This window comes from Ornithinimicrobium cerasi, from assembly GCF_003702705.1.
Classification (GTDB): Bacteria; Actinomycetota; Actinomycetes; order Actinomycetales; family Dermatophilaceae; genus Ornithinicoccus; species Ornithinicoccus cerasi.
The window spans coordinates 67,087-81,392 of record NZ_QZMN01000004.1 but is presented as its reverse complement, the minus strand read 5'-3'; the positions used below and the strand labels follow the sequence as shown (position 1 = coordinate 81,392).

Sequence of the window (14,306 nt, the reverse complement as noted above, 5' to 3'; positions counted from 1 at the left end):
CCGTGGGGTGGGCGCCGCTCGGCGGGCGGGCCGGGTGCTGCGCCGGGCGGCACGAGGCACCGGTCCGGCGGGTGGGTGCCAGGGTGCATAGGGTCGGGGTATGCCGAGCCTCCAGCGCCCCGTCAGCGCCCGGGTCTCCGAGGTGCCGGTGGGGTGGCGGCCCAGCCAGGAGGTCAGGTACCCGCGCGCCGAGAGCCTCGCCGCGGCGGCCGGGCGCGAGGTCGAGGACGAGGCGACCTGGGCCTCGCTGCTGCGGTCCCCTGCACCGCTGCGCGGGCTGCGACTGCAGGGGCTGGACCTGCGGCGGGACCGCGAGCTGCTGCTCTCCCGCGACGACCTCGGGGGCATCGTGATCCTGGGCGGCCGGCTCGACGAGGAGGTGGAGGATCACCTGCGCGCGCACGGGGCCATCGTCTTCCCGGCCGACCACCGCGCACCGGTGGACCCCTACCGCGCGCGGCTGTACACCCCGCAGGAGCTCTACGCCGGGCTCGCCGAGGACGGGTACGACGCGACCGTGGACGCCCGCGCCTACCGCTGGTTCGAGGACGCCACGGTCCGGCACGACGCCTACGTCACCGCCCTGCGCGCCATCCACGACGACGCGATGTCCGACGCCCTGACGGCGCTGGTCCAGGGACGACGCGTGGTCGGGGTGATGGGTGGTCACGCGCTCCGCCGCGGGACCGACGAGTTCGCCGCGGCGGCACTGCTGGGTCACCGGGTCGCGGAGTCGGGGTCGCTCGTCGCCACGGGTGGGGGTCCCGGCGCGATGGAGGCCGCCAACCTGGGTGCCTGGGCCTGCGACGAGGTCGTCCTGGCCGACGCCCTGCACGCCGTGGCCAGGGTGCCCGACTTCGCCCCCGACATCGCCGCCTGGGTGCTGCCCGCGCTGGAGGCACGCTCGCGCTCGGGAGACGTCCCGCAGCTGCGCAGCCTAGGGATCCCGACCTGGTACTACGGGCACGAGCCGCCCAACGCCTTCGCCCAGCTGGTCGCGAAGTTCTTCTCCAACGCGCTGCGCGAGGACCTCCTCCTGGCCCACTCCCGCGACGGCCTCGTCGTGCTGCCCGGCGCCGCCGGCACGGTGCAGGAGGTCCTGCAGATGGCGACCCGGCTCTACTACGAGGTCGACCTCGTGGACCGTCCGCTGCCCCCCGTCGTCCTCGTCGGACGGCACCACTGGACCGACCACCTCCCCGTGTGGCCGCTGCTGCAGGCGCTCGGCCGGGGGCGGCGGATGGGTGGTGCGCTCCACCTCGTGGACACCGTGGACGAGGCGGCGGCGCTCGTCGCGGACACGGTCTGTCCGCAGGCCCCGCTGCCCGACCCTCGTTGACCCGTCGGGGTCGCTAGCGTCGTGGGGAACGCCCCCGCCCGAGAGGACCCACCATGACCGACCCACCCTGGGAGCCGCCCCTGGCCGGCACCGACGTCGAGCACGCCGTCGGCACGCTCGAGCGGCTGCGCGCCACCTTCCGCTGGAAGGCCGACGGGCTCGACGTCGACCAGCTCCGTTCCCGGCCGGTCCCGTCCTCCGAGCTGTCCGTCGGAGGCCTGCTCAAGCACCTGGCCGTGGTGGAGGACGACGTGTTCTGCTGGCGGATGGCCGGTCAGCCGCCGGTCACCTGGTTGTCGGTGCCCGAGGACGACGTGGCCCGCTGGCAGTTCACCGTGGACGAGGACGAGAGCGCGGAGTCGGTCTACGCCCTGTGGGCGGCGGCGGTCGCCCGGTCCCGGTCCACCCTCGAGCGCCTGCTCGCGGACGGCGGTCTCGACCAGCCCGGCCACCTGGAGCTCGAGGACGCCCGGCCGAGCGTGCGGCGCCACCTGCACGACCTCATCGAGGAGTACGGCCGCCACACGGGCCACCTGGACCTGCTGCGCGAGGCGATCGACGGTCGTGCCGGGGAGGACCCCCCGCACGACTGGCCCCTGCTGCCCCCGCGCTGACCCGACGGTCGGCGCGCACCTGCCGCACGGCATACCTGCGACACTGGAGGGGATGACCGAGCTGCCCACGCCCACGACCCGCCCCGCCCCGGGGTCCCTCACCTTCACCGCGCCCCGCCGCGGCAAGGCCCCGACCCACCTGGCCGACCTCGACGTCGCCGGTCGCAAGGAGTGGGCGAAGGAGCTCGGCGTCCCCGGGTTCCGCGCCGACCAGGTGAGCCGCCACTACTTCGAGCGCCTCGTCGCCGACCCCGAGCTGATGACCGACCTGCCGCGGTCCGGCCGCGCCGAGCTGGTCGCCACCCTCCTGCCGCCGCTGCTCACCCCCGTGCGCACCCTGTCGGCCGACGAGGGCGCGACGCTGAAGCAGGTCCACCGCCTCCACGACGGGGCGATGGTCGAGTCGGTGCTCATGCGCTACCCCGGCCGCGTCACCATGTGCATCTCCAGCCAGGCGGGGTGCGGGATGAACTGCCCGTTCTGCGCGACCGGTCAGGCGGGCCTGACCCGCAACCTCTCGACGGCCGAGATCGTCGAGCAGGTGGTGGCGGCGGCCCGGGCGCTGCGGCACGGGGAGCTGCGCGGCGGGGACGAGGACGGCGCCGAGGAGTCGGTGGAGCAGGCGCTGCGCGTCAGCAACGTCGTCTTCATGGGGATGGGCGAGGCGCTGGCCAACTACCGGGCGGCGATCGGCGCGATCCGCCGCCTGGTGGACCCCTCCCCCGCCGGCCTGGGCATGTCGGCCCGGGGTGTCACGATGTCCACGGTCGGGCTGGTGCCGGCGATGGACAAGCTGGCCGGCGAGGGCATCCCCGTCACCCTCGCCCTGTCGCTGCACGCGCCCGACGACGAGCTGCGCGACGAGCTGGTGCCGATCAACACCCGCTGGAAGGTCGACGAGGCGCTCGACGCCGCGCGCCGCTACTTCGACGCGACGGGGCGCCGGGTGTCGATCGAGTACGCCCTCATCAAGGACGTCAACGACCACGCGTGGCGGGCCGACCTGCTCGGCGAGAAGCTCAACGCCCGGGGCCGGGGCTGGGTGCACGTCAACCCGATCCCGCTGAACCCCACGCCGGGCTCGCGGTGGACGGCCTCGCGGCGGGGCGTCGAGCAGCAGTTCGTCGAACGGCTGCTCGCCCACGGGGTCCCCACCACGGTGCGCGACACCCGGGGGTCGGAGATCGACGGCGCCTGCGGCCAGCTGGCGGCGACCGTCTGACCGTCTGACGCCGGGGCGACCGGCCGCGCGCGGTCCCGTCAGACGAGCAGACTGAGCAGCACCCAGCAGACCGGCGCGTTGACGACCATCGAGTCGAGGCGGTCCATCACGCCACCGTGCCCCGGCAGCAGGTCGCCCATGTCCTTGATGCCGAGATCCCGCTTGATCGCGGACTCGGCCAGGTCGCCCACCGTGGCGAACACGGCCGCGACGACACCGATCAGGGCACCGGCCCACCACCGTCCGTCGAGGAGGAGGGCCACCGCCAGCGCCCCGACCACCGCACTGGCGGCCACCGAGCCCGCGAACCCCTCCCACGATTTCTTCGGGGACAGCGAGGGCGCCATCGGGGTCCGCCCCCGGAGCACGCCGACGGCATACCCGCCGGTGTCGCTGGCCACGGTGACCAGCACGAAGATGAGGATGCGCCACTGCCCGTCGGGCTCTGCGAGCATGAGCGAGGCGATGGCTCCGAGCAGGGGCACGTAGGCGACGATGAAGACGCCGCCCGCCACGTCCCGCGCCGCCCCGTCGGGCTGGCCCACGGAGCGCCAGAGCAGCACCAGGGCCACCGCACCGGCGAAACCGACCGCGAGCGCCTCGGGACCACCGGCGTAGGCGAGCGGGACCAGCCCGGCGGAGAGCAGCAGCGGCGGGAACGGCGGGTAGATCCGCCCGACCCGGAAGGCGTGGTCCAGCTCCCAGATGGCCAGGGCGGCCGCGAACGTGATGAGGGCGACGAACGCCCACGGGTAGAGCAGCAGACTCGCCACGACGAGCCCACCCAGCAGCAGGCCGACCCCGGTGGCCGCGGGGAGGTTGCGGCCGGCGCGCGGGGGTGACCCGGCGGGCCGGGGCTGCGCGCGCCGGGAGCGGTAGGCCCGCCGGGACACCGTCGCCCCGGTGAGGGGCTCGGGGGGCTCTGGGGTCATCGGGGTATGCCGTGGGCGTGCCGGGCGCTCAGACCTCGAGCAGCTCGGTCTCCTTGTGCCGCAGCACCTCGTCGACGGCGTCGACGTGCTTCTTCGTCAGCGACTCCAGCTCCTTCTCGGCGCGGGTGCCCTCGTCCTCCCCGACGTCCCCGTCCTTGACCGCCCGGTCGATGGCGTCCTTGGCGTGGCGGCGGATGTTGCGCACCGAGACCTTGGCGTCCTCCCCCTTAGTGCGCGCCAGCTTGATGTACTCCTTGCGGCGCTCCTCCGTCAGCTGGGGCATGACGATCCGGATCGCGTTGCCGTCGTTGCTCGGGTTCGCGCCCAGGTCGGAGTCGCGCAGCGACTTCTCGATGTCGCGCAGCGCGCTCTTGTCGTAGGGCGTGATGAGCAGGGTGCGGGCGTCCTGGACGGTGAAGGAGGCGAGCTGCTGCAGCGGCGTCGGCGAGCCGTAGTAGGCCACCTCGAGCTTGGCGAACATCCCCGGGTGGGCGCGGCCCGTGCGGATGGTGGACATGTCGTCACGCGCCACCTCCAGGGCCTTGTCCATCTTCTCCTCGGCCTCCATGAGTGCCATCTCGATGACCTCGGACATCGTGGTCTCGCTCCTTCGTCGCGTCGTGCGTGGTGGTCGTCGGGTCTCAGCCCGAGGTGACCAGTGTCCCGATCCTCTCACCCCGGATGGCCCGGGTGATGGCGTCCTCGCCGTCGATGCCGAAGACCAGCATCGGCAGGTCGTTGTCCATGCAGAGGCTGAAGGCGGCCGCGTCGACGACACGGAGGTTGCCGGTGAGGGCCTCGGTGAAGGTCAGCTCGTCGAGCTTGACCGCGTCCTCGTCGGTGCGGGGGTCCGCGGTGTAGACCCCGTCGACGCCGTGCTTGCTCATCAGCACGTTGTCGCACTTGATCTCCAGGGCCCGCTGGGCGGACACGGTGTCGGTGGAGAAGTACGGCATACCCGCGCCGGCGCCGAAGATGACCACGCGGCCCTTCTCGAGGTGCCGGATCGCGCGGCGCGGGATGTAGGGCTCGGCGACCTGGCCCATGGTGATCGCCGTCTGGACGCGCGTGTCGACGCCCTCCTTCTCCAGGAAGTCCTGGAGGGCCAGGCAGTTCATCACGGTGCCGAGCATGCCCATGTAGTCCGCGCGCGCCCGCTCCATCCCGCGTTGCTGCATCTCCACCCCGCGGAAGAAGTTGCCGCCGCCCATGACCACGGCCACCTGCACGCCCGCCCGCTGTCCCGCGGCGATCTGGCGCGCGATCCCCCTGACGACGTCAGGGTCGAGCCCGACCTTCCCGCCACCGAACGCCTCTCCCGACAGCTTGAGGAGGACCCGTCGTTGGGTGTGCGGGTCGTGCTCGACGGACGGCGAGGTGGGGGTCGGGAGGGTCGCGGGGCTGGGGGCAGCGGTCGGCATGCGGAGATCCTCCGGGTCACGTGGGCGGTCGGTCGATCCTGCCACACGGCGGTGCGCCCACGCGCTCCCGGGGCGCCGGGGCCGGCCGGACGGCGGAGGGCCCGTCACCGCGGTCGCGGTGACGGGCCCTCGGGCTGTGTCCTCAGGTGGTCAGACGCCGACCTTGAAGCGAGCGAAGCCGGTGACCTGGGCGCCGGCCTCCTGCGAGACCTGCTTGACCGTCTTCTTCGGGTCCTTGGCGAACGCCTGGTCGAGCAGGACGTTCTCCTTGAAGTAGCCGTTGACCCGGCCCTCGACGATCTTGGGCAGCGCCTGCTCCGGCTTGCCCTCCTCGCGAGCGGTCTCCTCGGCGATGCGGCGCTCGTTCTCGACCGTGGTGGCGTCGATGTCCTCGCGGGTCAGCACGGACGGGGAGAACGCGGCGACGTGCATGGCGATGTCGCGGGCGACCTGCTCGTCACCACCGGTGGTGGCGACGAGGACACCGATCTGCGGGGGCAGGTCGGGGTTGGTCTTGTGCAGGTAGCTCACGACCTGGTCGCCGGTGACGCGCGCCACCCGGCGCACCTCGATCTTCTCGCCGATGCTCGCGTTGGCCTCGTCGAGGACCTCCTTGACCGAGCGGCCGTCGAGCTCGGAGGCCAGGAGCGCCTCGGCGTCGGTGGCCCCGACGGCGACCGCCTGGGCCAGGACCGTGTCGGCGAGCTCGCCGAACCGGGGGTTCTTGGCCACGAAGTCGGTCTCGCAGTTGATCTCCACGAGCGTGCCCACGCCCGCGTCGACGTGGGCGCGGACCAGGCCGTTGGAGGCCGACCGGCCCTCGCGCTTGGTGACGCCCTTGAGGCCCTTGACCCGCAGGATCTCGGTGGCCCTGCCCAGGTCGCCGTCGGCCTCGTCGAGGGCCCTCTTGACGTCCATCATCCCGGCGCCGGTGGACTCGCGCAGGGTCTTGATGTCAGCGGCGGTGTAGTTCGCCATAGGTGCTGTCTCGCTCCTTCTGGAGTGGTGTTCGGTGGCCTGTGCTCAGGACTGCAGGGACTCGTCGTCGGCGGCCGGGGCCTGCTCGTCGACAGCCTCCTGCGCCTCGACCTGGACCGGGTCCGCCGACTCGGCGCCGGTGGCGACGTCGTCGGTGGTGGTCTCCCCGGGGGTGGTCTCCTCGGGGGTGACCTCGGTCGCGGCCTCGGCGGCCGGCTGCTCGGCGGCCGGCTGCTCGGCGGCGGGCTGCTCAGCCTCGGCGCCGGCCAGGAGCTCGCGCTCCCACTCGGCCATCGGCTCGTTCGCGACGTCCTCGCTGGTGCCGGACCCGCCGGAGCGCGACATGAGGCCGTCGGCCACGGCGTCGGCCACGACGCGGGTCAGCAGCGTGACGGAGCGGATTGCGTCGTCGTTGCCCGGGATCTTGTAGTCGACCTCGTCGGGGTCGCAGTTGGTGTCGAGGATCGCGATGACCGGCAGGCCGAGCTTGCGCGCCTCGGTGACGGCCAGGTGCTCCTTCTTGGTGTCGACGACCCAGATGGCCGAGGGCACCTTCTGCATGTCGCGGATGCCGCCGAGCGTCCTGCTCAGCTTCTCGTACTCGCGGCGCATCATGAGGAGCTCCTTCTTCGTGTGACCGCTGCCGGCCACGTCGTCGAAGTCGATCTCCTCGAGCTCCTTCATGCGCGTCAGGCGCTTGGAGACGGTCTGGAAGTTGGTGAGCATGCCACCCAGCCAGCGGTGGTTGACGTACGGCATGCCGACCCGCGTCGCCTGGTCGGCGATGGACTCCTGGGCCTGCTTCTTCGTGCCGACGAACAGGATGCTGCCGCCGTGGGCGACGGTCTGCTTGACGAAGTCGTAGGCCTCGTTGAGGTAGGTCAACGACTGCTGCAGGTCGATGATGTAGATGCCGTTGCGCTCGGTCATGATGAAGCGCTTCATCTTGGGGTTCCACCGGCGGGTCTGGTGCCCGAAGTGGACGCCGCTCTCGAGGAGCTGGCGCATGGTGACGACGGCCATGCCGTGGTCTCGCTCTCTGTCGCAGGTGCAGTTGGGTCCTGGCCCGGGGACTCCTCCCACCCGCCGCCGGGTGGCGTCGGGACCGCGGGAGAGGCCGTCGGCGTATGCAGTGCAGGGACTCGGAGGTCACCGTCACGCTGTGCCGACCGCGCCCGGGCGCGAATTCGTGCGGCGTGAGACACGCCGCACGTGACTCCATCCTACCGCGCCCCGGCCGGTGCTCCCGCACGGCGGGACCGGGGGCCGTGCCCGGCGGATACCGTGGCCGCATGACCGGCCACCTCGTCACCCGCATGCAGCCCTTCGGCACCACGGTCTTCGCCGAGATGACCCAGCGCGCCCTGCAGTTCGACGCCGTGAACCTCGGCCAGGGCTTCCCCGACACCGACGGCCCGGAGGAGATGCTGGAGCTGGCGGCGCGGGGGCTGCGGGAGGGCCTCAACCAGTACGCCCCCGCCCGCGGTCTGCCCGTGCTGCGTGAGGCCGTCGCCGAGCACCAGCGACGCTTCTACGGCATACCGCTGGACGCGGACACCGAGGTGCTGGTGACGGTCGGCGCGACGGAGGCGATCGCCGCCAGCCTCCTCGCCCTCGTCGAGCCCGGTGACGAGGTCGTCGTCATCGAGCCGTTCTACGACTCCTACGCCGCCAGCGTGGCGCTGGCCGGCGGGGTGCGGCGGACCGTGCCGCTGCGTTTCCCCGACCTGACGCTCGACGTCGACGCGCTGGCCGCCGCGGTCACGGACCGGACGCGGGTGCTGCTGCTCAACTCCCCGCACAACCCGACGGGCAAGGTCTTCACCCGCGCGGAGCTCGAGGCGGTGGCGCGGGTGGCGGTCGAGCGCGACCTGCTCGTGATCTCCGACGAGGTCTACGAGCACCTGGTCTTCGACGGGCTGGAGCACATCCCGGTGGCGACGCTGCCCGGCATGGCCGGGCGCACCCTGACGATCTCCTCGGTGGGCAAGACCTTCAGCCTCACCGGGTGGAAGACCGGGTGGGTGAGCGGGCCGGCGCCCCTCGTCGCGGCCGTGGCCGGCGTCAAGCAGTTCCTGACCTTCGTCGGGGTGACGCACCTGCAGCCGGCGGTGGCTCACGGGCTGCGCATGCCCGACGCGTTCTTCACCGGTCTCGCCGACCAGCTGCAGTCCCGGCGCGACGTCCTGGTCGGGGCGCTCACCGACGTCGGGGTGCCGGTGAGCCCGTGCCAGGGGACCTACTTCGTCATCGCCGACCTCGCCGGTCACGGCGTCACGGACGCCGTGGACTTCTGCCGACGGCTGCCGGAGGAGGTCGGGGTGGTCGGCGTCCCCGTCTCGGTCTTCTGCGACGACCCGGTGCCGGTCGCCTCGCTGGTGCGCTTCGCCTTCTGCAAGAAGGAGGAGGTGCTGCGCGAGGCGGCGCGTCGGCTCCGCTCGCTCGCCCGCCGGTGACACCCTCACGGGTATGCCGTCCGCTCCCGCCACCGCCACGTGGCGCCCCGCGCCCGCCGCGCGGGTGCGGTCGTGGTTCGGCGACTGGCTCGTCGTCGGCGCCTGGCTGGGGGTGCTGAGCCTCGCCGCGCTGCTCGTGCGGCCGCTGCTCGGCGACCCGGACCCCGGTCCGCCGGGGCCCCGGGCGCTGCTCGTGGCCGACGGGGCGGTGGCCCTCGCGACGGTCGTGCCCTACGTCGCCTACCTCGCGCTCAGCGAGTCCTCCCGGCACCGGGCCACGGTCGGGAAGCGGTGGGGCGGTCTCGTGGTCGCGGACGTGACGGGAGCCAGGCCCGGCACGAGCCAGGTCTGGCTGCGCAACCTCGTCAAGGCCCTACCCTGGCACGTGGCCCACCTCGGTGTGCTCCGGGCCGTCCTCGACGTGCAGCCCACCCTCGCCATGACCCTGACCGGGCTCTCGCTCGTCCTGGCGGGGGCCTGTGCGGCTCCCGCGCTGGCGGGGGGAAGGGGGTTGCACGACCGCGTGGCCGGCACCCGTGTCGAACGAGCGTCAACGGACGGCTCCGCGAGGGTGGACGCGTGAGCGCTCTCGAGGACGTCCTCCCCGCGTTCGAGCAGCACCTCCGCGTGGAGAAGGGCCGCTCGCCCCACACGGTGCGCGCCTACCTGGGCGACCTGCGCTCCCTCGCGGACTTCCTCCTCGGTCAGGGGGTCGCCGACCTGGAGGACGTCCGGCTGCCCGACCTGCGCGCCTGGCTCGGCAGCCAGGGCGCGCGGGGCGCGACCCGCTCGAGCGTCTCCCGGCGGTCCGCCACCGCCCGGACGTTCTTCCGGTGGGCCCGACGGCAGGGTCACGTCACGACGGACGTCGCCGCACGCCTGGCCGCACCGGGCCGCGACAAGCACCTGCCCACGGTCCTCCGGGCGGACCAGGCGCGCGAGCTCATGGGGCTCGCGGCCGTCGCCTCGGACGACGAGGACCCGGTGCGGGTCCGGGACCGCGCCATGCTCGAGCTCCTCTACGCCTCGGCCATGCGGGTCGGCGAGCTGACCGGTCTGGACGTCGACGACGTCGACCTCGACGTGGGGACCGCGCGGGTGCTGGGCAAGGGCGACAAGCAGCGCGTCGTGCCCTTCGGCACCCCTGCCGCCGACGCGCTCCGGCACTGGCTGCTGACCGCCCGGCCCTCGCTCGTCACCCCCGAGTCCGGACCCGCGCTCTTCCTCGGGCGTCGTGGCCGACGGGTCGACCAGCGTCAGGTGCGCGCCGCCCTGGCCGAGCTGCTCAGCCATCTCCCGGACACGCCCGTCACCGGTCCGCACGGGCTCCGGCACTCGGCCGCCACCCACCTGCTCGAGGGTGGGGCGGACCTGCGCACGGTGCAGGAGGTGCTCGGGCACGCGAGCCTCGCCACCACCCAGATCTACACCCACGTGTCCGTCGACCGGCTGCGCGCCGCCTACCAGCAGGCCCACCCCCGGGCCTGACCCGAGCGGCCCGGAGACTCATGGCGCCACCGGGAGGAGCGTCAGCTCGACGCCGAGGACGAGCGGCGTCGGGTCGACGTAGGTCTCGCCGCGCCGTGCCCCCAGGTGGAGGCAGTCGTGCAGCACGCAGTGACCGCCCAGGTCCAGGGTGCCGATCTCCTGCCCCCGCCCCACCCGGGTGCCCCGGGCGACCCGGTCGACCACCGGCTGGTAGGTCGAGCGCAACCCGCCCGGGTGGGTCACCGACAGCACCCCCACGCCGGCGATCTCGCCGCTGTGGCTGACCACGCCCGCCTCCACCGAGAGCACCGGCTCCCCGCGCACGCCCGCGAGGTCGATGCCGCGGTGCCCGGGGAGCCACCGCTCGGCGGGCGGGTCGTAGGGCCGGGCGATGTCGGGCGTGCCCAGCAACGGCCAGCCCCACAGGGTCGTCCGACGACGGTCGCCGCGGTCCCCGCGGTCGCCCCTGGTGGCCGACGCTCCCCCGTCCGCCAGCCTCGCGCCCAGCACCGCCGACAGCGCGGTGGTCCGCAGACCCGACCGCACGGGCGGCTCCGGGACGGATGACGCGTCCGCCGCCGGCCCCGCGGACGACGGCGACGCGACGGACCCCGGGGCGACCACCGGCTCAGGAGGTGCGGCCGGCACGGAGAGGGTCAGGAGGAGGCCGAGGCAGAACGGCGCGACGGCGCGGGTCCTGCTCATGACCCCCGTCGCTTCCAGCCGTCCAGCAGCTGCTCGGCCATCCCGCGGTGCTCGAGCTCGGAGAGCGCGACGAGCACCTCGCCGAGTCCCAGGCCGGAGCGCACCATCACCTCGTCCACGCTGACCGAGCGTCGGGGACGCAGCCACTGCCAGACCCGACGCACCTCGGGATCCAGGTCGTCCTGCGCCTCGACCGGCCCGCGCTTGGGCGGGGCGAGGTCCTCGCCGATGCGGCCCACGAGCTCGGCCACCTCGGCCGCGTCCGAGACGAGGGTGGCCCCCGCCCGGATCTCCTCGTGGCACCCGGCCGAGAGCGCCGAGGTCACCGGCCCGGGGACGGCCATCACGTGCCGGCCCAGCTCCCGGGCGTGCTTGACGGTGCTCCGGGCACCCGAGCGCAGACCCGCCTCGACCACCACGGTGCCGGCGGAGAGGGCCGCGATGATGCGGTTGCGGGACAGGAACCGCATCCGGGCCGGGGCCCCGCCCGGGGGCGTCTCGCTCACGGTCGCACCCACCTCCGCGATGCGTTCCAGGAGCGCCGAGTTGGCGCGGGGGTAGGGCACGTCCACCCCGCTGGCGAGCACCGCGACGGTCAGACCGTCGTCCGCGGCGAGGGCCGCCCGGTGCGCGGCGGCGTCGATGCCGTAGGCGGCCCCGGACACGATCGTGAACCCGCGCTCTGCCAGGGAGAACGAGATCCGCGCCGCGACCTCGTCGCCATACGTGCTGCTGGCCCGTGCCCCGACCAGGGCGACCGCGCGGGCGCTCGCCTCGTCGAGCCTGGCCGGCCCCTTGACCCACAGCGCCCACGGCGGCCACACGAGGTCGTCGAGACCGGTTGGCCACTCCTCGTCGCCGGGCACTAGGAGGCGCACGCGCAGGGCTCGGCAGACCGATCCCTCGTCGACGGCGAGGCTGCGCTCCAGCCTGCTGAGCAGCCGCGTCAGGGGCACCCCGTCCGGGTTCCGACCGTCCGTGACCGCGTAACCGACGAGGTCCTGGACCCCGTGCTCGGCCACGAGCACGCGCACGCTCTCGTCGTAGGGCTCGGCGATCCGGGACAGCAGGGCCCGGGAGCCACGGTCGGAGCGCCACGACCCGGTGCCGGTGCAGGAGGTCATGCGACCTTCACCTCCTGGATCTCACGCAGGGTCAGGGCGTTCATCACCTCGGCGCGTCCTGGCCGCGCGGTCCCCGCCAGGTCGGCCAGGGTCCACGCGACCCGCAGGCACCGGTCGAACCCCCGGAGGGTGAGCGTGCCCCGGTCCAGACGCTCGTCGAGCTCGCGCCGGTCGCGCGGCGGGAGCTGCCAGGCGCCCTGCCGCAGGACCGGTCCCGGGACCTCCGCGTTCAGCGTCCACGGCATACCGCGCCAGCGTCGGCGCTGGCGCTCCCTGGCCTCGACGACCCGGCAGGCCACCACCTCGCTCGGCTCGCCCGGTCCGAGGGTGAGGTCCGCACGCGACACCTGACCGACCCCCACCTTGAGGTCGAGCCGGTCCAGGAGCGGCCCGGACAGCCGGCTGAAGTAGGTCGCTCGTCGCATCGGCGCGCAGCTGCACCCCCGCGGCGGTCCCCCTCCGCAGGGACAGGGGTTGGCGGCCAGCACGAGCTGGAAGCGCGCCGGCAGCCGCACGTGCCGGTCCGCCCTGGCGACCACCACCTCCCCGGACTCCAGCGGTTGCCGCAGCCCGTCGAGCACGTCCCGGCGGAACTCCGGCGCCTCGTCCATGAAGAGGACGCCCCGGTGGGCCCGCGAGACGGCCCCGGGTCGGACGGCCCCGGAACCACCGCCGATCACCGCCGCCATCGAGGCGCTGTGGTGGGGGGCGACGAACGGTGCCCGGGTGAGCAGCTCGTCGCCCCGGGGCAGCACCCCGAGCACGGAGTGGATGGCCGTCACCGCCAGCGCGTCGGACTCCCCGAGGGCGGGCAGCAGCCCCGGGAGCCGTTCCGCCAGCATCGTCTTGCCCGCGCCCGGCGGGCCGACCAGGAGCATGTGGTGCCCGCCGGCGGCCGCGACCTCCAGCGCCCACCGGGCCTGCGCCTGACCGACGACGTCGCACAGGTCCTTGCCCGGTGCGGGTCGAGGCCGCGGGGGGTCCGGCACCGGGAGCGGGTGCTCGAGCCCGGCGCTGCGGGCCTGGTAAAACGCCACGAGGTCGAGCAGGGACCTGACGCCGTGCACGGTGATCCCCCCGACGAGGGAGGCCTCACGCGCGTCGGCGGCGCAGACGAGCACCTCGCGCACCCCCGCCTCCGCCGCCGCGACGACCATGGGCAGCACCCCCGCCACCGGCCGCACCGTGCCGTCCAGCCCGACCTCGCCGACGTGGGCCACCCCGGCCACCTCCGCGGCGTCCACGTGGTTCTCCGCCGCGAGCAGCGCCGTGGCGATGGCCAGGTCGAGCCCGCTGCCCGTCTTGGGCAGGCCGGCGGGCGAGAGGTTGATCGTCCACCGTCGCGCGGGCAGGGACAGGCCCAGGTTGCCGATCGCCGGGCGGACCCGGTCCGGCGCCTGCCGGCAGGCGGGGTCGGCGAGCCCGGTCATGACGAACGTCGGCAGGCCGTCACTGCCCTGCACCTCGACCGTGACGAGGTGCCCCTCGACGCCGCTCAGGGTCAGGCCGCGGGTGCTCCCGAACCCCATCAGGCGACCGCCCGCAGGTGCTGCAGCTCGGCCGGGCGCCCGGGCGGGACCAGCACGCCGATGACGTCGATGCGGAACCGGTCCGGACGCCGCCCGTGGGCGGCCAGCCAGGCCCAGGCGAGCCTGCGCAGCCGCTGCGCCTTCTCCTGACCCACCGCCTCGATCGGCGCGCCGCACCGGGCGGACCGTCGCGTCTTCACCTCGCAGAACACGAGCTGGCCGTCCGGGTCGAGCGCGACGACGTCCAGCTCCCCCTCGCGGCAGCGCCAGTTGCGCTCGACCACCTCCCAGCCCTGCTCCACCAGGTGTGCGCAGGCCAGGTCCTCCCCCCGGTCACCCACCCCGCGAGCCTCGCGCCACGGCATACCCTCCATCGCCCCTCCTCCACCTCGACCGCCGCGCCGACCCGGCGACGTCCTGTCCCCGAAGACAACCGGGGTCGCCGCCCTCGGACAAGGGTCGCGGCCGGCACTGTGGACGACCCATCCGGCGCCGGGG

Annotated in this window: 15 protein-coding genes; 6 read left to right on the top strand and 9 right to left on the bottom strand. The window is 74.0% G+C overall.

Annotated elements, in window-relative coordinates; all coding sequences use genetic code 11:
* The first annotated feature begins 100 nt into the window (after positions 1 to 100).
* From D4B81_RS05760 to rlmN, 3 genes are read left to right on the top strand one after another with little or no spacing between them, the layout of a single operon-like run.
* Positions 101 to 1,339 (top strand): LOG family protein, encoded by a 1,239-nt coding sequence (locus D4B81_RS05760; RefSeq protein WP_122261520.1) that lies wholly within the window; start codon positions 101 to 103, stop codon positions 1,337 to 1,339.
* Between the two features lie 53 nt (positions 1,340 to 1,392).
* Positions 1,393 to 1,953, top strand: coding sequence for a mycothiol transferase (locus D4B81_RS05755; protein WP_122261519.1), 561 nt, complete (start codon positions 1,393 to 1,395; stop codon positions 1,951 to 1,953).
* A gap of 52 nt (positions 1,954 to 2,005) precedes the next feature.
* On the top strand, positions 2,006 to 3,175 hold the full coding sequence (gene rlmN / locus D4B81_RS05750; protein ID WP_122261518.1) for a 23S rRNA (adenine(2503)-C(2))-methyltransferase RlmN: 1,170 nt from the start codon (positions 2,006 to 2,008) through the stop codon (positions 3,173 to 3,175).
* A 38-nt stretch (positions 3,176 to 3,213) separates the two neighbouring features.
* Here the strand turns inward: rlmN and D4B81_RS05745 are convergent, their stop codons facing one another.
* The 5 genes from D4B81_RS05745 to rpsB form a co-directional block, all read right to left on the bottom strand.
* Positions 3,214 to 4,107, bottom strand: a complete 894-nt coding sequence (locus D4B81_RS05745; protein WP_122261517.1) for a phosphatidate cytidylyltransferase — start codon at positions 4,105 to 4,107, stop codon at positions 3,214 to 3,216.
* 28 nt (positions 4,108 to 4,135) lie between these two features.
* Positions 4,136 to 4,702 (bottom strand): ribosome recycling factor, encoded by a 567-nt coding sequence (gene frr / locus D4B81_RS05740; RefSeq protein ID WP_122261516.1) that lies wholly within the window; start codon positions 4,700 to 4,702, stop codon positions 4,136 to 4,138.
* A 46-nt stretch (positions 4,703 to 4,748) separates the two neighbouring features.
* The gene (gene pyrH, locus D4B81_RS05735; RefSeq protein ID WP_122261515.1) at positions 4,749 to 5,528 is read right to left on the bottom strand and encodes a UMP kinase; all 780 of its coding nucleotides are present in this window, start codon (positions 5,526 to 5,528) and stop codon (positions 4,749 to 4,751) included.
* 150 nt (positions 5,529 to 5,678) lie between these two features.
* Positions 5,679 to 6,506, bottom strand: coding sequence for a translation elongation factor Ts (tsf, locus tag D4B81_RS05730; RefSeq protein WP_122261514.1), 828 nt, complete (start codon positions 6,504 to 6,506; stop codon positions 5,679 to 5,681).
* 45 nt (positions 6,507 to 6,551) lie between these two features.
* Positions 6,552 to 7,529 (bottom strand): 30S ribosomal protein S2, encoded by a 978-nt coding sequence (gene rpsB / locus D4B81_RS05725; RefSeq protein WP_122261513.1) that lies wholly within the window; start codon positions 7,527 to 7,529, stop codon positions 6,552 to 6,554.
* Between the two features lie 269 nt (positions 7,530 to 7,798).
* Between rpsB and D4B81_RS05720 the strand changes: the two genes are divergently transcribed.
* The 3 genes from D4B81_RS05720 to D4B81_RS05710 are packed head-to-tail and all read left to right on the top strand — an operon-like array spanning position 7,799 to position 10,450.
* The gene (locus D4B81_RS05720; protein ID WP_122261512.1) at positions 7,799 to 8,962 is read left to right on the top strand and encodes a pyridoxal phosphate-dependent aminotransferase; all 1,164 of its coding nucleotides are present in this window, start codon (positions 7,799 to 7,801) and stop codon (positions 8,960 to 8,962) included.
* A 13-nt stretch (positions 8,963 to 8,975) separates the two neighbouring features.
* Positions 8,976 to 9,545: an RDD family protein gene (locus tag D4B81_RS05715; protein ID WP_122261511.1), complete on the top strand. Its 570-nt coding sequence runs from the start codon at positions 8,976 to 8,978 to the stop codon at positions 9,543 to 9,545.
* A complete protein-coding gene (locus D4B81_RS05710; protein ID WP_122261510.1) occupies positions 9,542 to 10,450 on the top strand; it encodes a tyrosine recombinase XerC in 909 nt (302 codons plus the stop codon). Before D4B81_RS05715 ends, D4B81_RS05710 begins: the two co-directional genes overlap by 4 nt.
* Positions 10,451 to 10,468: 18 nt before the next feature.
* Here the strand turns inward: D4B81_RS05710 and D4B81_RS05705 are convergent, their stop codons facing one another.
* The 4 genes from D4B81_RS05705 to D4B81_RS05690 are packed head-to-tail and all read right to left on the bottom strand — an operon-like array spanning position 10,469 to position 14,182.
* Entirely contained in the window at positions 10,469 to 11,155 is a 687-nt protein-coding gene (locus D4B81_RS05705) for a M23 family metallopeptidase (protein ID WP_122261509.1), read from the bottom strand.
* On the bottom strand, positions 11,152 to 12,279 hold the full coding sequence (gene dprA, locus D4B81_RS05700; protein WP_122261508.1) for a DNA-processing protein DprA: 1,128 nt from the start codon (positions 12,277 to 12,279) through the stop codon (positions 11,152 to 11,154). The genes D4B81_RS05705 and dprA overlap by 4 nt, the downstream gene beginning before the upstream one ends.
* Positions 12,276 to 13,808: a YifB family Mg chelatase-like AAA ATPase gene (locus tag D4B81_RS05695; protein ID WP_122261507.1), complete on the bottom strand. Its 1,533-nt coding sequence runs from the start codon at positions 13,806 to 13,808 to the stop codon at positions 12,276 to 12,278. Before D4B81_RS05695 ends, dprA begins: the two co-directional genes overlap by 4 nt.
* Entirely contained in the window at positions 13,808 to 14,182 is a 375-nt protein-coding gene (locus D4B81_RS05690) for a YraN family protein (protein ID WP_122261506.1), read from the bottom strand. Before D4B81_RS05690 ends, D4B81_RS05695 begins: the two co-directional genes overlap by 1 nt.
* Positions 14,183 to 14,306: the final 124 nt, after the last annotated feature.